Source organism: Microbacterium sp. KKR3/1, from assembly GCF_021272365.1.
GTDB lineage: Bacteria > Actinomycetota > Actinomycetes > Actinomycetales > Microbacteriaceae > Microbacterium > Microbacterium aurugineum.
The window spans coordinates 80,098-99,297 of record NZ_JAJSDW010000002.1 but is presented as its reverse complement, the minus strand read 5'-3'; the positions used below and the strand labels follow the sequence as shown (position 1 = coordinate 99,297).

21 protein-coding genes and 1 pseudogene are annotated in these 19,200 nt (G+C 69.7%); 7 read left to right on the top strand and 15 right to left on the bottom strand.

Features of this window, described 5'->3' with window-relative positions; translation table 11 throughout:
• Positions 1-3 precede the first annotated feature (3 nt).
• The 6 genes from hemQ to LVJ59_RS12125 all read right to left on the bottom strand — a co-directional run bounded on the left by hemQ (position 4) and on the right by LVJ59_RS12125 (position 3,943).
• The gene (gene hemQ, locus LVJ59_RS12150; RefSeq protein WP_047520999.1) at positions 4-684 is read right to left on the bottom strand and encodes a hydrogen peroxide-dependent heme synthase; all 681 of its coding nucleotides are present in this window, start codon (positions 682-684) and stop codon (positions 4-6) included.
• A 77-nt stretch (positions 685-761) separates the two neighbouring features.
• Positions 762-1,034 (bottom strand): hypothetical protein, encoded by a 273-nt coding sequence (locus tag LVJ59_RS12145; protein ID WP_047521001.1) that lies wholly within the window; start codon positions 1,032-1,034, stop codon positions 762-764.
• Positions 1,021-1,428 carry a phage holin family protein gene (locus LVJ59_RS12140; protein ID WP_021198266.1) on the bottom strand — a complete coding sequence of 136 codons (408 nt, stop codon included), beginning with the start codon at positions 1,426-1,428 and terminating at the stop codon, positions 1,021-1,023. Before LVJ59_RS12140 ends, LVJ59_RS12145 begins: the two co-directional genes overlap by 14 nt.
• A 1-nt stretch (position 1,429) precedes the next feature.
• Positions 1,430-1,861 (bottom strand): hypothetical protein, encoded by a 432-nt coding sequence (locus tag LVJ59_RS12135; protein WP_232763253.1) that lies wholly within the window; start codon positions 1,859-1,861, stop codon positions 1,430-1,432.
• Between the two features lie 148 nt (positions 1,862-2,009).
• Entirely contained in the window at positions 2,010-3,587 is a 1,578-nt protein-coding gene (locus tag LVJ59_RS12130; RefSeq protein ID WP_232763252.1) for an NAD(P)/FAD-dependent oxidoreductase, read from the bottom strand.
• A gap of 26 nt (positions 3,588-3,613) precedes the next feature.
• Entirely contained in the window at positions 3,614-3,943 is a 330-nt protein-coding gene (locus tag LVJ59_RS12125) for a metalloregulator ArsR/SmtB family transcription factor (protein ID WP_232763251.1), read from the bottom strand.
• A 67-nt stretch (positions 3,944-4,010) separates the two neighbouring features.
• Here LVJ59_RS12125 and LVJ59_RS12120 point away from each other — a divergent pair, with 67 nt between their 5' ends.
• The gene (locus LVJ59_RS12120; RefSeq protein ID WP_232763250.1) at positions 4,011-4,922 is read left to right on the top strand and encodes an NAD(P)H-binding protein; all 912 of its coding nucleotides are present in this window, start codon (positions 4,011-4,013) and stop codon (positions 4,920-4,922) included.
• A 59-nt stretch (positions 4,923-4,981) separates the two neighbouring features.
• Here the strand turns inward: LVJ59_RS12120 and hemE are convergent, their stop codons facing one another.
• Entirely contained in the window at positions 4,982-6,004 is a 1,023-nt protein-coding gene (gene hemE, locus LVJ59_RS12115; RefSeq protein ID WP_232763249.1) for a uroporphyrinogen decarboxylase, read from the bottom strand.
• An 86-nt stretch (positions 6,005-6,090) separates the two neighbouring features.
• On the opposite strand from hemE, the gene LVJ59_RS12110 reads away from it, so the two are divergent.
• Genes LVJ59_RS12110 through LVJ59_RS12100 form a run of 3 tightly spaced genes read left to right on the top strand, consistent with a single transcriptional unit; the run spans position 6,091 to position 8,419 of the window.
• Positions 6,091-7,392, top strand: coding sequence for a glutamyl-tRNA reductase (locus LVJ59_RS12110; RefSeq protein ID WP_134352366.1), 1,302 nt, complete (start codon positions 6,091-6,093; stop codon positions 7,390-7,392).
• Between the two features lie 32 nt (positions 7,393-7,424).
• Positions 7,425-7,997, top strand: coding sequence for an HhH-GPD-type base excision DNA repair protein (locus LVJ59_RS12105; RefSeq protein ID WP_232763248.1), 573 nt, complete (start codon positions 7,425-7,427; stop codon positions 7,995-7,997).
• Positions 7,994-8,419: a DUF1801 domain-containing protein gene (locus LVJ59_RS12100; RefSeq protein WP_232763247.1), complete on the top strand. Its 426-nt coding sequence runs from the start codon at positions 7,994-7,996 to the stop codon at positions 8,417-8,419. Before LVJ59_RS12105 ends, LVJ59_RS12100 begins: the two co-directional genes overlap by 4 nt.
• Positions 8,420-8,566: 147 nt before the next feature.
• Here the strand turns inward: LVJ59_RS12100 and LVJ59_RS12095 are convergent, their stop codons facing one another.
• A complete protein-coding gene (locus LVJ59_RS12095) occupies positions 8,567-9,715 on the bottom strand; it encodes an epoxide hydrolase family protein (RefSeq protein ID WP_232763246.1) in 1,149 nt (382 codons plus the stop codon).
• A gap of 68 nt (positions 9,716-9,783) precedes the next feature.
• Between LVJ59_RS12095 and LVJ59_RS12090 the strand changes: the two genes are divergently transcribed.
• Positions 9,784-10,740 carry a YafY family protein gene (locus tag LVJ59_RS12090; protein ID WP_232763245.1) on the top strand — a complete coding sequence of 319 codons (957 nt, stop codon included), beginning with the start codon at positions 9,784-9,786 and terminating at the stop codon, positions 10,738-10,740.
• A 136-nt stretch (positions 10,741-10,876) separates the two neighbouring features.
• On the opposite strand, the gene LVJ59_RS12085 is transcribed toward LVJ59_RS12090, so the two are convergent.
• On the bottom strand, positions 10,877-12,262 hold the full coding sequence (locus LVJ59_RS12085; RefSeq protein WP_232763244.1) for a glycine--tRNA ligase: 1,386 nt from the start codon (positions 12,260-12,262) through the stop codon (positions 10,877-10,879).
• 113 nt (positions 12,263-12,375) lie between these two features.
• Between LVJ59_RS12085 and LVJ59_RS12080 the strand changes: the two genes are divergently transcribed.
• Positions 12,376-13,845, top strand: a complete 1,470-nt coding sequence (locus tag LVJ59_RS12080; protein WP_232763243.1) for an oligopeptide:H+ symporter — start codon at positions 12,376-12,378, stop codon at positions 13,843-13,845.
• Between the two features lie 21 nt (positions 13,846-13,866).
• Here the strand turns inward: LVJ59_RS12080 and LVJ59_RS12075 are convergent, their stop codons facing one another.
• From LVJ59_RS12075 to LVJ59_RS17950, 4 genes and pseudogenes are all read right to left on the bottom strand, one after another.
• On the bottom strand, positions 13,867-14,556 hold the full coding sequence (locus LVJ59_RS12075; RefSeq protein ID WP_232763242.1) for a GNAT family N-acetyltransferase: 690 nt from the start codon (positions 14,554-14,556) through the stop codon (positions 13,867-13,869).
• A gap of 50 nt (positions 14,557-14,606) precedes the next feature.
• Entirely contained in the window at positions 14,607-15,227 is a 621-nt protein-coding gene (locus tag LVJ59_RS12070) for a hypothetical protein (RefSeq protein ID WP_232763241.1), read from the bottom strand.
• A gap of 32 nt (positions 15,228-15,259) precedes the next feature.
• Positions 15,260-15,754: an alpha-hydroxy-acid oxidizing protein gene (locus LVJ59_RS17955; RefSeq protein WP_374199075.1), complete on the bottom strand. Its 495-nt coding sequence runs from the start codon at positions 15,752-15,754 to the stop codon at positions 15,260-15,262.
• A 212-nt stretch (positions 15,755-15,966) separates the two neighbouring features.
• Positions 15,967-16,584, bottom strand: a pseudogene (locus LVJ59_RS17950) (alpha-hydroxy-acid oxidizing protein); the annotation flags it as partial.
• Positions 16,585-16,645: 61 nt separating this feature from the next.
• Between LVJ59_RS17950 and LVJ59_RS12060 the strand changes: the two are divergent.
• Positions 16,646-18,088 (top strand): MFS transporter, encoded by a 1,443-nt coding sequence (locus LVJ59_RS12060; protein ID WP_232763240.1) that lies wholly within the window; start codon positions 16,646-16,648, stop codon positions 18,086-18,088.
• Between the two features lie 38 nt (positions 18,089-18,126).
• On the opposite strand, the gene LVJ59_RS12055 is transcribed toward LVJ59_RS12060, so the two are convergent.
• Positions 18,127-18,720: a dihydrofolate reductase family protein gene (locus LVJ59_RS12055; RefSeq protein ID WP_232763239.1), complete on the bottom strand. Its 594-nt coding sequence runs from the start codon at positions 18,718-18,720 to the stop codon at positions 18,127-18,129.
• Between the two features lie 57 nt (positions 18,721-18,777).
• Entirely contained in the window at positions 18,778-19,179 is a 402-nt protein-coding gene (locus tag LVJ59_RS12050) for a hypothetical protein (protein WP_232763238.1), read from the bottom strand.
• Positions 19,180-19,200: the final 21 nt, after the last annotated feature.

Below are 19,200 nucleotides of genomic sequence, written 5' to 3'. Positions count from 1 at the left end.
CGCTTACTGGAGGACGTCCGCGATCTCGTCGAACCGGAGCCTGCGCCCCGTGTAGAAGGGCACCTCCTCCTTCACGTACATCCGCGCGTCCGTGTAGCGCAGGTCCCGCATGAGGTCGACGAGGTCGGTGAGCTCATCGGCCTCGAGCGGCAGCAGCCACTCGTAGTCGCCGAGCGCGAAGGACGCGACCGTGTTGGCGAGGACGCCGGTGAACGCCGCACCCCGGCGTCCGTGGTCGGCCAGCATCGTGCGCCGCTCCTCCTCCGGAGCGAGGTACCACTCGGGCGTGCGCACGAAGGGGTACAGGCACAGCCAGTCCTTGGGCTCGATGCCGCGCAGGAATCCGGGGACGTGTGCGCGGTTGAACTCGGCATCGCGATGGACGCCCATGACGTTCCACACCGGGAGGAGCGGACGCAGGAGCTCGGTGCGGCGCAGGCGTCGAAGGGCCTTCTGCAGCTCTTCCGCGGTGTCGCCGTGCAGCCACACCATGAGATCGGCGTCGGCCTTGAGTCCGGAGACGTCGTAGAAGCCACGAACGGTCACCCCGGAGTCCTCGATATACGCGACGATCGTCTCGAGCTCCGTCGACTCGCTCTCCGTCACGGGCACATCGGGATTCCGTCGCCAGACGGCCCAGAGTGTGAAGCCGGACGGGTTCTCAGCGCTCTCTTCGGACATCATGCTCCCCAGTCTGCCTCGTTTGTGCAGGAGCCGCTAATCACCCCAGAAGCGGTCCCGACCTCTCGGAACTCCGCACGTCAGCGGGAGATCACGCGCGCGATCGCCCAGACCGCACCGCCCACGGCCGCAGCGACGCCGACGGCAGCGGCGATCGCACCGATCGGGTTGCGATCGGCGAACACCCGGGCCTTGGCGGCGGCGCGCGTGGAGGCCTTCTCGAGACGGCGCGGCAGGTTGCCCTTGACCTCGATGGCGGCGAGCGCGGCCTTCAGTTCAGCGCGCGCGGAGGCGACGGGGTCGACGATCCCGGCGGGGACGGCGGTGCGCGGCATCGATTCAGAATTCGTCATCGCCGGCCTCCTTCACGAGTCGGATGTCTTCCGCAACGGCCTGCGCCGGGTTCTGGCGCGCGAGGACCTTGCGGAACTTCAGGATGCCGAGCAGCGCGAACAGCAGCACGGCCAGGATCAGGATGCCGAACACGGCGATCGCCGAGAGCCACACGGGCCACCACGACGAGAGTCCGGCGATCGCGAAGACCAGGATCACGGGCACGGCCCAGAACAGGAAGAACAGCGCGACGAGGAACCACACGGAGCCGATACCGGCGTCCTTCGAGGTCCGCGAGATCCACGCCTTGGCGGCGTCGATCTCGGCCTTGACCAGATTCGTGACGAGTTCCGGCAGATCCCCGAGCAGGGTCAGCAGACTGTCGTCGGCACGATCACGGTAACCGCGGGGCATGTCAGGCGCCGGACTTCTTGGGGGCGGACTTGGTCGCCGCGGGCTTCTTGGCCGCGGGCTTCTTGGCGGCGGGCTTCTTGGCGGGCGTGCTCGCCGTCGCCTTCGCGGCCTCGACCGCTTCCTCGGTGGCTTCGGCGAGGTCTTCCGCCGCCTCGCGGCCGGTGGCGATGGCGGAGTCGAGTCGCTGACCCGGGGTGCCGTTGCCGCTGACGGACTTGGCGACCTTCACCACGCCGGTCCAGAGCGCTCCCGGCACGGCAGCGGCCTTGTCGCCGACGAAGCCCTTGACCTTGGTGACCTGCTCCTGCACCGGATCGAGGTTCCACACCTTCAGCCACTGCGTCCTGATCTGTTCGTAGCGCTCACGTCCGGCACGGGTGCCGAGGACGTAGCCCACGCCGAGTCCGACGACGAGTCCGATCTTCCCCTTCATGGGGTCTCCTCACCTTGTTCCGGTTGTCCGGCCAGCTTCGCCCGGCTTGGATCGACCGCAGGCTTCGCGCCCTGCGGCAGGTTCCCAGCGTAACCCCGTATGCCGATTTCGGCATCTATACGCCGGAGGGTTGACATGGAGAGGTGTCTCAGTCCCACAACAGGGTGCGCCGCAAGCGGTCCGCCTCGTCCCGCGCATCCGGGATCACCTGCGCGAGCCCTGTTCCGGCGAGCCAGGCACCGACCGCAGCGAGGCCGGGAACTGCCTGAACCGCAGCCCGCGCGGCCCGACGCCGGGCCCCGGATCCGATGATCGACGCCGGCTGCGACTGCACGAAACGGCCGCGATGGGAGGCGAGGACGGCCGCGGGGGCGAGGGGGACACCGAGCAGAGCAGCGGCTTCCCTGCGGGCGAGGTCCGTAGCATCGGCATCGCTCAGCTCTGCGGTGGCGGCCGGTTCCCCCTGCGCGCCGAACGACACGCGGACGACATGGCGATCTCCTGCCGCTTCACGCACCCACCCCCACTTCGCGGTCGAGTGTGTCAGAGCCTTGGCCGTGTGGCTGCCCGGCACCGTGAGTACGCCGGTGCCGCGCGGGGTGGCATCCAACGCGGGCGCGTCGAGGATCAGGGTGACGATCTCGATCTCGGGCGAGGCCGCCGCCTCCGTCTTCCGGAGATCGGGCACCACCGCGGAGAGGAGTTCCCGCGCCGTGGACTCGGGCGTCGCGATGATGACGGCGTCGGCGGCGAGCTCTTCGACCACCGGAGCAGCGGATTCCACCGCGGCGGCACGCAACTCCGTGACGACCGCGGCCTCGTCGTCGGTGACGGCGGGGAGGTCGACGACGGGCGCGGTCTCCACCTCCACCGTCCAGGCCGCTCCGGCCCGGCGCACGCTGCGCACCCTCACGCCCGTCCGCACGTCGGCGTCGAGGCGTCCCAGATCGGCGGCGAGCGCGTCGACGAGGGCGCTCATGCCTCCGGAGAGCCCTTCGACCGCCGCTCCGGGCGTCTTGTCCGCCGCGCTCGCCGTCGCCGCCCTCGCCGTGGCCGCCTCGTCACGGAGCGACTGCACCGCACCGGAGAGGGAGCCGACGCGGGTGAGCGCGGCGTTGAGGCCCGGAGCCGCCACGTCGATGTCGACGTCGTCGGGAGATGCGGAGTAGACGCCGGTGGTGACGGGCGCGACGAGACGGTCGCGCACCTTGGGTCCCATACGCGAGGCGACCAGCTTGCCGAGACTGAGCTGGTGGCCGATCGTGAGGGGCGGCCGGACACGATCGAGGTAGGCGCGCCAGACGCCCGACCATCCGATGATCCGACGCACGTCGTCCTGGAAGGGGTTCGCGGGGATCCCCAGGATCCCTCCGACCGGGAGCGGTGCCGCGCCCACGCCGGGGATGCCGGCCAACCAGGCGGCGCCCGCCTGCGGAGCCGCGATGCGATCTGCGAGGCCGAGCTCCTCGACGAAGGCGCGCACGTGTCCGCCCCTGGTGGCATAGCTCTCGGCCCCGGCATCGACGACGACGCCGTCCAGCTCGATGCGACGGATCGCGCCCCCCGGTTCGTCCGCGGACTCGAGCAGGGTGACGCGCATGCCGACCTTGGCGCATTCCCGCGCCGCGACGAGGCCGCCGATGCCGCCACCGATCACGACCACGTGCTTCTGCGCCGCGCGGGCGGCGAGATCGGACGGCTCTGCAGAGGAGGGGTCGGGCGTCATGCCCTCAATTCTCCCACCGGTGCGGATCAGGCCTCGACGGGCTCAGAACTGCGTCCACGCTTGCGGACCTCGCGCAGCACGATCTGCTCGGGGCACACCGTCGAGAGGAAGTCGCCGACGGACAGCGCGAGCCGTTCACCGACGAGCGAGTAGAGGATGCGGTTGGCGTCGCGGCGCTCGGTGACGAGTCCGGCCTGGCGGAGCACGCTCAGGTGACGGGAGATGGTCGGCCCGCTCGCGGAGAAGCGCGAGGCGATCTCGCCGGCCGCGAGTTCCCCCTCTTTCAGATCCTGCAGGATCTGGCGCCGGGTGGGGTGCGCCAGCGCCGCGAAGATGTCGCTCGCGCTGTCGGTCATGGTTGCAATATAGCACCTTTGCTAGATACTCTGTAGCCGCGTAGCTAATTAGCAAAGGAGAAGCATCATGCGGGTAGCGATCACGGGCGGCACCGGATTCGTCGGCAGGAACCTCGCCGACCGCCTCGACGACGCGGTCGTGATCTCCCGCCGGAACGGCATCGAGATCACCGACGTGGAGGCCCTGAGTAGAGCCTTCGAGGGGTGCGACGCCGTGGCGCACTGCGCCGGGATCAACCGCGAGATCGACGGACAGACGTTCCGTCGCGTGCACGTCGACGGGACGAGGGCCGTGGTGGAGGCAGCCCGCCGCGCCGGGGTGGAGCGCATCGTCCTCGTCAGCTTCCTCCGAGCACGCCCCGACTGCGGCTCCGGATACCACGAGTCGAAGTGGGAGGCGGAGGAGATCGTCCGCGCCTCCGGCATCCCGCACACCATCCTCAAGTCCGGGATGATCTACGGCCCCGGCGATCACATGGTCGACCACGTGACCAAGGCCGTGCGGACACTGCCCTTCTTCTGGACCGTCGGCTACCGCGAACGCACGGCACGACCGGTGCCCGTGGAGGACGCCGTCGACGTCCTCGTCGCCGCTCTCGAAGGCCGCATCGAGGAGCCGACGATCGCGGTCATGGGTGTGGATGAGGTCACACTCGGCGAGGCGATCCGTCGCATCGCCCGTGTCGCCGGACGCCGTCCCGCGTTCCTCCCGGTGCCGACCTGGATCGTGCGGGCGCTGGCCCAGGTGACCGAGTGGACGATGGTCGTCCCGCTCGTGGCGAAGGCTCAGGCACGGATGCTCGCGGAGGGCGTGAGCGAGGCCGCACCGTTCGCCCCCGAGGCGCCGATCGGCATCCGCCCGGCCCGGGCGTTCGACGACGAGCGCATCCGCGCGGCGCTCCCGGCCGGGGGCTTCACTCTCGACGACCTGCGGATCATGCGTCGTCTGCGGCGGACTGCTGGCCCTCGAATCGCGTGAATGGTCGCTTTCGGGTCACGGATGCGACACCTTGCGCGATTCGAACGCCGATCTGATCGTCAGAGGGAGTGTGCCAGCTCGACGATGCGGGTGAGCTGGTCGGGGTCGGTCTCGGGCGGGACGCCGTGTCCGAGGTTGAGGATGTGGGCTCGCGCAGCTCGACCGCGATCGATCACGTCGCGCACATGAGCCTCCAGCACCGACCACGGGGCGGCGAGGAGCGCAGGATCGATGTTGCCCTGCACCGTGACGTCCGGTCCGAGGATCGCGGCCGCCTCATCGAGGGGCTGCCGCCAGTCGACACCCACCCCGTCGGCCACGCCGTCGAGGCGCATGTCTGCGAGGAACGGCCCCGTGCCTACGCCGAAGTGGATGGTCGGAAGGCTGATGTCTGCGAGCGCGGCGTGGGAGTGCGGAGCCACGAACGCGCGGTAGTCGGCGGTGCTGAGCGATCCGGCCCAGCTGTCGAACAGCTGCACGACGGAGGCCCCCGCGTCCCGCTGGGTCTCCAGGAAACGACGGGAGACACGCGCCAGCCATCCGGCCAGCCGGTTCCACGATTCCGGGTCGGAGTGCATCATGGCCCGCGCGCGCAGATGCTCCTTGGAGGGGCCGCCCTCGACGAGGTAGGCCGCGAGCGTGAACGGTGCACCGGCGAATCCGATCAGCGGGGTGTCGCCCAGCTCCGCCGTGACGATGCCGACCGCCTCCGCGATAGCCGTGCCGTCCAGGTCGTCCGGATCGATGGCGGTGACACGATCGACGTCGGATGCCGTGCGCACCGGGTCCGTGAACACCGGGCCACGCCCGGGCTCGATCTCGACGTCGACCCCGGCCAGTCGCAGCGGGATGACGATGTCGCTGAAGAACACCGCCGCGTCCACCCCGTGCCGGCGCACCGGCTGCAGCGTGATCTCGGCCGCGAGATCCGGAGTCAGGCATGCATCGAGCATCCGGGTCCCGACGCGCAGGTCACGGTACTCGGGCAGCGACCTGCCGGCCTGCCGCATGAACCAGACCGGGGTGCGGGCGGGACGGTCGCCGGCGAGGGCGCGCAGAAGCGGGGCGTCGGAGAGGGCCATGTCCCCATCCTCGCATTCCGCCCTTATGGAGCCGCCGAGTCGGGCCGCGCGACTCCCCGCTCTCCGCGCTCCGGTACAATCGAAACGTGCTGCTGTGTGTGACGGCGAGTCACAAGACCGCCTCCTTCGAACTGCTCGAACGCCTGAGCCGCACCCCCGACGACGTCGCTCCCACTCTCGTGGGCATGACGCCGTGTGTGCAGGGTGCCGTGGTCCTGGCGACGTGCAACCGGTTCGAGGCGTACGTCGAAATGGACGAACCGGTGACCGCCGCCGGTGCGATCGGCGTCGAGGCCGTCATCGAAGCGGTCGAGTCCGCGACGGGCATCCCTGCGGCCGAGCTCGACGGCGCCTACGCCGTGCACTCGGGACGCCGCGTCGCCGAACACCTCTTCTCGGTCGCCTCCGGCCTCGAATCCGTCGTCTCCGGCGAGGGCGAGATCGCCGGGCAGGTCCGCCGCGCCCTCACGTCCGCGCGCAAGGACGGCACCACCTCCCCCGAACTCGAACGCCTCTTCCAGCGTGCGAGCCAGGCGCAGCGCAAGGTCAAGAACGTCACCGCCCTCGGCCGCGCGGGCCGCTCGCTCGTGCGCCTCGCCTTGGAACTCGCCGACAGCCGGATCGCCGACTGGGCCGCCGAGCGCGTGCTGCTGGTCGGCACCGGAGCCTATGCCGCGGTCACCCTGGCCACGCTTCGTGAGCGCGGTGCCGTGAACATCTCGGTGTACTCGCCCTCGGGCCGCGCCGAGGTCTTCGCCGCGAAGCACGGCATCCGTCCGATCGCCGCCGACGAGTACGCCCGCACCGCCGCACGCTCGAGCCTGCTCATCACGTGCACCACCGCCACGGAACCCGTGCTCGGCCCCGAGCACCTGCAGCTTCCGACCGGACCCGCCGCTGTCGGCTGCCCCGTCGGCGCCCACAGCCGGCTCGTGGTCGACCTCGGCATGCCGCGCAACGTCGACCCCGCCGTCGCCTCGCTCGAGGGCGTGGCCCTGCTCGACCTCGAGACCATCCGCCTCCACGCACCGCTCGAAGAGCTCCAGGCGACGGATGCCGCGCGCACGGTCGTCCGCGAAGCCGCCGAGACCTTCCACGTGGTGGGCGCACGACAGAGCGTGACCCCTTCGGTCGTGGCTTTCCGCTCGCACATCTTCGAGTTGCTTGAGCGTGAGATCGATCGTGCTCGCGCACGCGGCGACGAGGACGGCAAGGTCGAGCAGGCTCTGCGCCACCTCTCCGGCGTGCTGCTGCACACCCCGACCGTGCGCGCGCACGAGCTCGCCGCCGCCGGTCGCGCCGACGAGTTCACCGCCGCGCTGTCCGCGCTGTACGGCATCGCGCCCGAGGCCGACACCTCCGCCGCGGACGACGCCGCGACCGCCTGACGCGCTCCGCCGCGGGGTGGGACACTGGAGGCATGGCCCTTCACATCACCGGAGACACCGCCGCCGACGACCTGCTCACGAACAACCCGCTCGCGCTGCTGGTGGGGATGCTGCTCGACCAGCAGGTTCCCATGGAGACCGCATTCGCCGGTCCACTCAAGATCGAGCAGCGCACCGGAGCTGCCGACGCCGCGACGATCGCCCACATGGCGCCGGACGAGTTCCTCGAGGCCTTCAGGCAGACTCCCGCGGTGCACCGATTCCCCGGATCGATGGCGACTCGCGTACAGACGCTGTGCCAGACCCTCCTCGACGACTGGGACGGAGACGCCGCCGCGCTGTGGACCGAGGGAGACCCGTCGGGACCCGAGGTGCTGAAGCGCCTGAAGGCGCTCCCCGGCTTCGGCGAGCAGAAGGCCAAGATCTTCCTCGCGCTCCTGGGCAAGCAGTACGGCTTCACGGGCGAGGGCTGGCGCGAGGCGTCCGCCCCCTACGGCGAGGACGGCTCCTACCGCAGCGTCGCCGACATCGTCTCGCCCGACTCGCTCACGAAGGTGCGTGAGCACAAGAAGGCCATGAAGGCCGCGGCCAAGGCAGCGAAGTGAAGCCGACCGGGGATGACGTCGCGGGGCTCATCGCCCGCTCCTCCCCCGCGGTCCGCCGTCGGGACGCCGAGACCCTGACCGCGCTCATGCAGGAGATCACCGGACGCGAACCGCAGACCTGGGGCACGATCATCGGGTTCGGCTCCTGCCACTACCGCTACCCCACCGGCACGGAGGGTGACAGCGGGCTGCTCGGTTTCGCTCCGCGCAAGGCTGCGACGACGATCTACCTGTTCGACGGAGTGGCCGCGCACGCCGAGGCCCTGGCCGAGCTCGGACCGCACACCACGGGCGTCGGATGCCTGTACATCAAGGATCTGGAGCAGATCGACCTCGACGTGCTGCGGGGTATCCTCGAACGCTCACTGGCCTGGGTCGAGGCGGGCGGCACCTCCGAGGTGCAGCTCACCGTCACGGGCTGACCCCGCCGCCGCGCGGCGCTGCCGCGGTGCTGCCCTCTTGATCGTCGGCGCCCCCTCTCGTCGTCGAGACCCCCTCCTGCAGGCGGCTGCGAGAGGGGGTCTCGGCGCGGAACGGGGGTCTCGGCGCGTGTGCGGGGGGGGCGGGGGTCAGGAGTGCGGGGAGAAGAACGCGCGGAGGTCGGCGGCGAGCAGGTCGGGGAGCTCCAGAGCGGCGAAGTGCCCGCCCTCGTCGAAGCGGCTCCAGTGCACGATGTTCGCGTTGTCGCGCTCGGCGAAGACCCGGATCGTCTGGAAGTCGTCCGCGAACACGGCGACTCCGGTGCGGGCGGTGCTGACGCGCGACTCGGTCCCTTCCTCGGCGGCGTCCGCCCTGGCGTTCTCGAGGTAGCTGCGCGACATGCCGGACGCCGCGTTCGCGAACCAGTTCACGCTGACCTCGAGCAGGATCTTGTCCAGAGGCACGAGCGACGTGCCGTTGCCGAACGAGTTGAACAGCTCGCTGTACGCGAGGAGTCCGACCGGAGAATCGCTGATCCCCACCGACACGGTCTGCGGGCGCGAGGAGTTCATGGCGTTGTACCCGCCCACCGACTGGAACCACTGCATGTGCTCGAGGCCGGCGTAGTCCGCGGGCTCCAGCTTCTCGAACTCCGCCGGGTCGCCCGAGGGGAACGAGAACAGCTGCAGCACGTGCAGTCCGAGGAATCCCTCGGGCTCGAGCAGCCCCAGCTCGCGGGCGACCATGGCGCCGTTATCGGAGCCGTGGATGCCGTAGCTGTCATAGCCGAGCCCCCGCATGAGGCGGTCGTAAGCCTCCGCGACGCGTGCGGTCGTCCACCCCACCGAAGCGAGCGGCTGGGAGAAGCCGTAGCCGGGCGCATCCGGGATCACGACGTCGAATGCGTCCTCCGCCCGGCCGCCGTGCGCCACAGGGTCGACGAGCCGGTCGATCAGGTCGAGGTAGTCGATCGACGAGCCCGGGTAGGTGTGGGCGAGCAGCAGGGGTGTCGCTCCCTCGTGGGCCGAGCGCACGTGGAGGAAGTGGATCGTCTGTCCGTCGATCACGGTGGTGAAGTGCGGGACGGCGTTGATCCGCTCCTGGGCGGCGGTCCAGTCGAAGTCGCGCCAGGCGGCGACGGCCTCGCGCAGGTAGGAGTTGGGGGTACCGGCATCCCAGTCATCCGTCGGCGACGGCTGCGGAAGACGAGTGCGGGCGAGACGATCCTGGAGATCGGCGACCTCGGCAGCGGAGACCGAGACGGTGAAGGGGCGGAAGGTGAGCGTCGTGTTTTCCATATCTCGAAGGTAGAAGCGCATTAGGTTGGATTCGTTCCTAATAAATGACCGACTTTCACGGAGTTCCGATGGCCGATCCGACCGCTCGCCTGCTCGCCCTTCTGGCCCTGCTGCAGACCAGCCCCGAGCGCTCCGGGTCCGACCTGGCCGCCCGTCTCGGCGTCTCGGCGCGCACCATCCGGCACGACATCGAGCGGCTGCGTGACCTCGGGTATCCGGTCGACGCCACGCGCGGATCCATCGGCGGATACCGCCTGGGGGCCGGCGGGAAGCTTCCTCCGCTGCTCCTCGACGACGAAGAGGCGGTGGCGGTCACGGTCGGGCTCCGCGCCGCGGCCGGCATCGCGGGGGTCGCGGAGTCGGGCGCCCGGGCCCTCGCCAAGCTCGAGCAGGTTCTGCCGTCGCATCTGCGTCCCACGGTGGACGCCCTCCGCACCAGCGTCGACCGCGCTCCGGAGAACAACGACACCGACGCCCCGGATCCCGAGGTGGACGCCGCATCGCTGCAGGCCATCGCGCGCGCGATCCGCAACGAGGAGTGGTTGCGCTTCGAGTACGAAGGGGCGCCCGTGCTGGTCGAGCCCTATCGGCTGCTCACCTGGCATCGGCGCTGGTACCTGGTTGCGCGCGATCCGCACACTGAGGAGTGGGGCACCTACCGCGTCGACTGGGTGGAGCTGCGGATGCCGACCCACCGGCGCTTCGACCCGCAGCCGCTGCCCGGGGGCGACTACACGGCCTTCGCGATGCGGACCATCGCGGTGAGCGGGTGGATCGTGCACGCCCGACTGCGGATCGACGCCTCGGCGGAGGCCGTGCTCGACCGGATCCATGCCGCGGTCGGTGTGGTCGAACCGATCGACGAGGAGCACTGCATCCTCGTCACCGGCGCGGACAGCCTCGACACGGTCGCCGCCTATATCGGGATGCTCATGATGGACTTCACGGTCGAGAGTCCACCCGAGCTGATCCCCCGCCTCCAGCTGTTGTCCGAGCGCTACGCGCGCGCGGTGGCCGGCAGCTGAACCCTCCCCGTCCGTGCCGAGACCCCGCCTGATCGTCGAGACCCCCGCCTGCTGACGTCAGCAGGCGGGGGTCTCGGCGGGGCGCGGGGGTCTCGACCACCAGGCCCGGAAGTCGGGAGGGCAGGCGACGCGAGGCTCAGGCGCCGCGCAGACGCTCCGCGAGGTACGCGTGCAGCTGGTCGATCGAGACGCGCTCCTGAACCATGGTGTCGCGATCGCGCACCGTCACCGCACGGTCCTCGAGCGAGTCGAAGTCGACCGTGACGCAGAACGGGGTGCCGATCTCGTCCTGACGGCGGTAGCGGCGACCGATCGCCCCCGCATCGTCGAAGTCGACGGCCCAGGAGCTGCGGAGCGTGTCGGCGACCTCACGCGCGAGAGGAGACAGCTTCTCGTTGCGCGAGAGCGGCAGCACCGCGGCCTTGACGGGCGCGAGGCGCGGGTCGAGCTTGAGCACGGTGCGCACGTCGGTGCCTCCCTTGGCGTTGGGCACCTGCTCCTCGCGGTAGGCATCGACGAGGAACGCCATCATCGCGCGGGTGAGGCCGAACGACGGCTCGATCACGTACGGGGTGTAGCGCTCGCCCGTGGCCTGGTCGAAGTAGGTCAGGCTCTGCCCCGACGCCTCGCTGTGGCTGGACAGGTCGTAGTCGGTGCGGTTGGCGACGCCCATGAGCTCGCCCCACTCCTTGCCCGCGAAGCCGAACTTGTACTCGACGTCGATCGTGCCGGCCGAATAGTGCGCGCGGTCGTCTTCCGGCACGTCGAACTGGCGCATGTTCTCAGGGTCGATGCCCAGATCGATGAACCAGTTCCAGCACGCCTCGACCCAGTGCTCGAACCACTGCTGCGCGTCGGCGGGCGGCGTGAAGAACTCGATCTCCATCTGCTCGAACTCGCGCGTGCGGAAGATGAAGTTACCCGGCGTGATCTCGTTGCGGAACGCCTTGCCCACCTGGCCGATGCCGAACGGCGGCTTCTTGCGGCTCGCGGTGAGCACGTTAGAGAAGTTCACGAAGATGCCCTGCGCGGTCTCGGGGCGCAGGAAGTACAGGCCCGACTCATCGTCCACGACGCCGAGGTAGGTCTTCACCAGGCCAGAGAACGCCTTGGGCTCCGTGTACTGCCCCTTGGTGCCGCAGTTCGGGCAGGGGATGTCGGCGAGGCCGTTCTCGGCCTTGCGCCCCTTGCGCGCCTCGAAGTCCTCGATGAGGTTGTCGGCACGGAAGCGCTTGTGGCACTGCAGGCACTCGACCAGCGGGTCGGTGAAGGTCGCGACGTGACCCGAGGCCTCCCACACGCGCTTGGGGAGGATGATGCTGGAGTCCAGGCCGACCATGTCGCCACGGCCGCGCACGAACGTCTGCCACCACTGACGACGGATGTTCTCCTTGAGCTCCGTCCCGAGGGGGCCGTAGTCCCAGGCCGACCGAGAACCGCCGTAGATCTCACCCGCTTGGAACACGAACCCGCGGTGGCGGGCGAGGGCGATGACCTTGTCGAGGCGGGACTGTTCGGCCATGGTGGCTCCAATGGTCGGATGCGGGAGGAGACCCGTGAACACGGGCACCCCATTCTATCCGTCACCCCGTGGCGACCCTGGCCCCGACGGCCGCACGGGAGTACCGTCCTGACATGAGCACTGCAGCGCGAGATCAGCGGGCCCGCAACGAAGACACCCGCTTCTTCGGCCAACCGTGGGCTCTGGTGCACATCTTCGGCGTGGAGATGTGGGAGCGCTTCAGCTTCTACGGCATGCAGGGCATCCTGCTCATCTACCTGTACTACTCGGTCTCGCAGGGTGGCCTCGGTCTCCCCGAAGCCGTCGCCGGCGGGATCGTCGGCGCGTACGGCGGTGCGGTCTACCTGTCGACCATCCTGGGCGCCTGGCTCGCCGACCGCTTGTTCGGGTCCGAACGGGTGCTCTTCGTCAGCGCGATGGTGATCGTGGCCGGCCACGTCGCCCTCGCCCTGCTCCCGGGCTTCGTCGGCGTGGGCGTCGGCCTGGTGCTCGTCGCACTCGGCTCCGGCGGCCTGAAGGCGAACGCGACCTCGGTCGTCGGCAGCCTCTACACCCCGGAGGATCCCCGCCGGGATGCGGGCTTCTCGCTGTTCTACCTGGGCATCAACCTCGGCGCGTTCCTGGGCCCGATCCTGACCGGCATCCTGCAGTCCTCCCTCGGTTTCCACTTCGGTTTCGGACTCGCAGCCCTGGGGATGACCTTCGGCCTCGTCCAGTACTCGTTCGGACGTCGCGCCCTGCCCGCGTCGGTCCGCGAGGTGCCGAACCCGCTCCCGACGTCCCGCTACCCTCTCGTCGGGATCATCGCCGTCGTCGCCGTCGCCCTCATCGCCGTCCTGGTCCTGACCGGGCTGATCCGCGCAGACAACCTCGCGACCCTGGTCATCGGCGGCACCGCGATCGCCGCTGTCGCCTATTTCACCGTGATCCTGTCCAGCCGCCGCATCGACACCACCGAGCGCTCGCGGGTGTGGGGGTTCCTGCCGCTGTTCGTCACCAGTGTCGCGTTCTGGTCGCTGTACCAGCAGCAGTTCACGGTCCTGACCGTCTACTCGGACAAGCGCCTCGACAGGAACCTGTTCGGCTGGGAGATGCCCGTCTCGTGGGTGCAGTCGATCAACCCCGTCTTCATCATCATCCTGTCGGGAGTGTTCGCCGCGATCTGGACCCGACTCGGAAAGCGCCAGCCCTCGACACCGGTGAAGTTCGGGCTGGCCGCGATCATCATGGGATCGGCGTTCCTGCTGTTCCTGCCGTTCGCCGGCGGGGGCGAGAACTCCACGCCGCTGCTGGCGATCGTCGGGATCCTGTTCGTCTTCACGGTCGCCGAACTGCTGCTGTCACCGGTCGGGCTCTCGGTGGCCACCAAGCTCGCGCCCGCCGCGTTCCACACGCAGATGGTCGCGCTGTTCTTCCTGTCGATCGCCCTCGGCACCGCGATCTCCGGATGGCTGGTGCAGTTCTACAACCCGGATGACGAGGTGCCGTACTTCTCGATCCTCGGTGGCATCGCCATCGTCGTCGGGATCGGCCTGCTGCTCAGCGTGAAACCCGTCCTGAAGCTCATGCGCGGGGTGCGCTGATCGCACCGTCGCGGAAGGCGGTCAGGCCGTGAAGAGGTAGCCGCGCGCGTTGTCGTAGCCGGCGACCTTCAGTCCGCTGCCGAGCAGACCTTCCATCTGGGCCCGCAGACGGAGCCGCCACTCGTGTGCGGCCGCCGGGTCCGAGATGCGCAGCGCCTCGATGTCCGCCGGGATCTCCAGGGTCTCGACGACCTCGTCGTCTGCCGGCGGCTTGGCGATGTCGGCGAGGGCCCACTCGACATCGAGCCGGTCGCTCTCGTCACCCGCGTCCCCGCCGCCGAAGATCCCGTAACGGTTCACCGAGTATCCCGTCGCGCGTGCGCCGAGCACCGTGAAGAAGAAGTGCGCGTTGCGCGCAACCAGCGGATCGAACACCCAGGTGATCCGACCGACGTCGCGGGAGAACGCCCACTGACGCTGGTGCTCCTTGAGCTCACGCCCCCAGCCGCGCCCCCGATACTCGGGGAGCAGAGCCGTGATGTGCGAGTGCATCGCCCGCCGGGCGGGTTCGCCGAAGAACGCGATCGATGCCCCGACCATGCGCTCCTCGTCGCCCGCGCCGTCGAAGAAGCCGACGACGTAGTTGCCCGACTGCTGCAGGGCGCGCAGGGTGCCGGCATCCACCACGCGCTGCGGACCCCGGATGGAGTCGAGCAGGCCCTGCGCGTCGAGGATGAGTTCAACGGTGTCGAGGTCACGGATGGTTCGCACGCACCCAGTCTGCCCCTCGTCGGCCCGTTCGAGGAATCGACGGGCCCGGATCAGCGATAAGGGAAGGCCTCCCCGCCACCCGCCGCGAGCGTTTCCGCGACGATCCGGAGGTGTGCTTCGGCCATCTCCGGCGGCAGCGGCGGCAGGATCTCGTCCCAGAAGGCGAGCACGGCGCCGCGGCCCTGCATCATTCCCTCCGGGCGACCCATCGCCCACAGATGCATGTGCGCGGAGCCGTCGTTCCAGCGACCGAAGTGGCAGCGCGCGACCCCAGGGACGCTCTTGACGGCCTGGGAGACCCGCTGCATCAGCGGACCCAGCGCGGCGAGCACATCGTGCGGGGCGTTCTCGAGCAGCCAATGCTCGCGCGGCGCGACCCCGCCGATGAACGGCAGACCGCCGATGTCCCATCCGGCACGCACTTGCCACAACTCGTCGTGCCAGATCGTGTGCACGCTCGGGCCGCAGTGCCCGCACTCGGCCGGGTCGATCTCTCCTCCGCGCGGCTTCTCCGGCACGAGCATCGGTTCGAGCGGACGCATCGTGATCGTCTCGAAGGCCCAGGGCAGACCCTCGGCGATCGCTGAGGCGTCGAGCACCTCGCCGATCGGGAGCCGGCGGTGGTATGCGGAGTCGGCGGGGTGCTGGTCGAAGGCGGCGTCATCGCTCATCTGCCCATGCAATCACGAACGGCGGAGCGTGCTCACACCTTCCTCAGCGCGTCCCGATCGAGTTGAGAGGCGGAGGTGAGCCCCGCCAGCCCGAGGGTGATGTCGATCTCGGCGAGCACGTTCCGCACGACCTCGCGCACACCCACCTCCCCCGCGATGCCGAGGCCGTAGGCGTAGGGACGACCGAGAGCCACGACCGTCGCGCCGAGGGCGAGGGCGATCACTGCATCAGCGCCGCCCCGCACCCCCGAGTCGAAGACGATCGGCACCCGGCCCGCGACACGCTCCGCGATCTCGGGCAGCACGTCGAGTGTCGGCACCGAGCGGTCGATCTGACGGCCGCCGTGGTTCGAGATCCAGATCCCGTCCATCCCCGCATCGAGCGCCGCCTGGGCATCGTCGGGGTGCACGATCCCCTTGAGGATGATCGGCAGACTCGTCCACTCGCGTGCTTTCGCCAGGTCTTCCCCCGTGAGGGCAGGAGTGGAGAACACGTCGAGGAACGTCTCGACCGCAGCCCGCGGCAAGGCGAGCGGAGGTTGTCGCGCAACGAAGCTCCGCCGGTGAGCGGCGCGCCCTTGCGGGCGATCGTCAGGGCCGCGGCCACCGCGCGAGGTGTGACGCGGACGCCGGGCGCATCGCCCTTCGGCACGGCGGCGCGCTCGCGCACCAGCTGCTGGAACACGGGATCACTCGTGTACTGCGCGATCCCCATCCCGCGGGTGAACGGCAGGTACGCGAGATCGAGGTCGCGGGTGCGCCAACCGAGCAGGTGCGTGTCGAGGGTGATGACGATCGCTTCGCACCCGGACTCCTCGGCGCGGGCGAGCAGCGAGCAGTTGAGGTCGTCCGACGCCGACCAGTAGAGCTGGAACAGCCGGGAGCCGTGCGGTGCGGCATCCGCCACCTCCTCCATCGGGAAGGAGGCCTGGTTCGAGAGCGTGTACGGGACGCCGAGGGATGCCGCGGCACGCCCGACCGCGAGGTCGGCCTCCGCGTGGGCCATCTCCATCACCCCGAGCGGGGCGAGCAAGAGGGGCGTCGGGCGCATGCGACCCAGGAATTCCACGCCGAGGTCGCGGGTCGAGACGTCACGGAGCGGCCTCGGCCACACCTGCCAATGGTCAAACGCGCGACGGTTGGCCGTCATGGTGCGCTCGGAGCCCGCGCCACCGGCGATGTATGCGAACGCTTCGGCGCTCAGCGCCTTGCGGGCCGCAGCCTTGAGGGCCACGGGATCGATCGGCACCGCGGGCTTCGTCCCGCTGATGCCCGCGCGGTAGATGTCGGACTGGGTACGCCGGGAGATGCCGCGGTGGGCGGCGGGATCGTCCGGAGCTACGCTGCTCGTGACCATGCCCACATGCTAACCAGCGCCGGACGGCCCCGCATCGTCCGATCGCCGATAGCCTGAGCCGGTGGGTGCGAGCGACGACAGAGCCAGGAAGCGTCTCTCCCGCACCCCGCCGAAGTGGGCGATCGTCGCGGTCCTCGCGTTCGCCGGTCTGTGCTCGTCGTTCATGTTCACGCTCGTCGTCCCGTTGCAGGCCGAGCTGCCGCAGCTGCTGAACGCCTCCCGCGAGGACACCACCTGGGTGGTCACGATCACGCTGCTCGTCGCCGCGGTCGCCACCCCCATCTCCGGCCGCCTGGGCGACATGTACGGCAAGCGCCGGGTCGTCATCGCCCTGCTCGCGCTCCTCATCCTCGGCTCCGTGATTGCCGCGGTGTCCGGCTCGATCGTCGGCGTGATCATCGGTCGCGCGCTGCAGGGGGCCGTGACGGGCGTCGTCCCCCTCGGCATCGCCATCATGCGTGACGTGCTGCCGCCCGAGCGGCTCGGCACGGCCGTGGCCCTCATGAGCGCGACCATGGGAGTCGGTGGTGCCATCGGGATGCCCGTCGCCGCCCTCCTCGCCCAGAACGCCGACTGGCACATGCTCTTCTGGCTCGCGGCAGCGCTCGGCGTCGTCGGCCTCGCCCTCGTTCTGGCGGTGATCCCGGAGGACGTGCTCCGCTTCCCCGGTCGACTCGACGTGGTCGGTGCCGTCGGCCTCGCGATCGGCCTCACCGGGATCCTGCTCTTCGTCTCGCGAGGAGCGCAATGGGGGTGGACCTCCGCGCTCACGCTCACCTGCGTCCTCGGGGGAGTCGCCGTCCTCCTGGTCTGGGGCTGGTACCAGCTGCGCACGAAGGACCCCCTGCTCGATCTCCGGGTCGCCGCACGCCCGGCCGTCCTGTTCACGAACATCGCCGCGATCGGCATGGGGTTCGCGCTCTTCGCCTCGAACGTGACGTTCCCTCAGCTCCTCGAGATGCCGACCGTCGGCGGCGCGGGCTTCGGGCTCGACATGCTGGCGGCGTCGCTCGTGATCATGCCGGCGGGGCTCGTGATGATGGTCATCTCACCGCTCTCGGGCTGGCTCGAACGCACCGTCGGCCCCCGCCCGCTGTTCACGGTCGGCGCCGCGGCGATCGTGCTCGCCTACGTCTTCGTCCTGCTCTGGTCCTCCGAGGTGTGGCACATTTTCGTGGCCAACATCTTCATCGGCATCGGTATCGGGTTCACCTTCGCCGCGATGCCGATGATCATCATGCGCTCAGTCCCGGCGAACGAGACCGGGGCGTCGAACGGACTGAACGCCCTGTTCCGCTCGGTCGGAACCTCGAGCGCCTCCGCCGTGATGGGCGGTGTGCTCGCGGCGATGAGCATCGATGTCGACGGGGTCGCCGTGCCCACGCGAGCCGCCTTCGAGGTGTGCTTCTGGCTCGCGATCGCGGCCGGCGTGATCGCCGTGGTGCTCTCGCTCTTCATCCCGAAGCAGCGCAGCTCCGAGCAGCATCCGTCCCTGCCCGGCTGAGCGCGGCGCGACGCCGCACATCCGCGACGCGGACCGGCTCAGATCCTCCGATAGGTGATGTGGGTGACCAAGGAGGTCGCGCGCACCGACACCCGTTCGAGCCGCTGCGGAGGCACCCCCTCGAAGACGCGCTCCCCCGCCCCGATGATGCACGGCGTGATGTGCAGGCGCAGCTCGTCGAGGAGACCCGCCGTGAGGAACTGGTTCACGGTGCGCGGCCCGCCGGCGATCGAGATGTCTTGCTCTCCCGCGGCGTCCCGGGCCAGCCCCAGTGCCCTTTCGATGCCGTCGGTGATGAAGCGGAAAGTCGTGCCGCCCTCCATCTCGATCGGCTCGTGCGGATGATGCGTGAGCACGAAGACAGGGTTGTGGTACGGCGGGTTCGGACCCCACCAGCCACGCCAGTCGCGATCCCATTCCCCCCGCACCGGGCCGAACATGTTGCGGCCCATGATGGTCGCCCCCGAGGTGACGATCGCGTCGACCTCGGCCTTGTTCTCCTCGTAGGCGTCGAACATCCAGTTGTGCAGCCAGGAGTCGTCGACATCGCCGAACGGTCGCTCCTCCGTCTGGTTCAGACCGGTGGCGTAGCCGTCGGCAGAGACGGCGAGGTCGCTGAAGATGATGCCCATGCGTGACTCCTCCTCGGATGCGGACGCCCTCCGGTCTACGCGAACCGAGGCCGTCCGTCAACGGGAGATCGTGCGCGGGTCCGGGTCGTCGTGCCGCGGAGGGCGCAGCCGATCCGGGATCGGCCAGGCCAGCACGAACTGCGCGGTCGCCGGACGGGTCATGTCGCCGAAGTCGTCGATCTTCACCACGATCCGCCCCGGCACACCCTCCTCGTCGGGAGTCACCTCGAGGAGGCGCACGCGCAGCGGACGGTCGTCCTCACCGTCCAGCATCCACGGATCCGCGAGCCACGCGATCCCGTGCTCCTCCAACGCAGCCTCGGCATCGAGCCATTCGGCGGGAGCACCGACACGGCGGCCGAGCACGTCGACAGCCACCCACTCGTCTCCGGCAGGGTGGATCCATCCGAGCAGCTCGCCGTCGTCGCGGCGATGCGGGGTCCAGTCAGATCGTGGCATCCCTCGATGCTAGCGACGTGC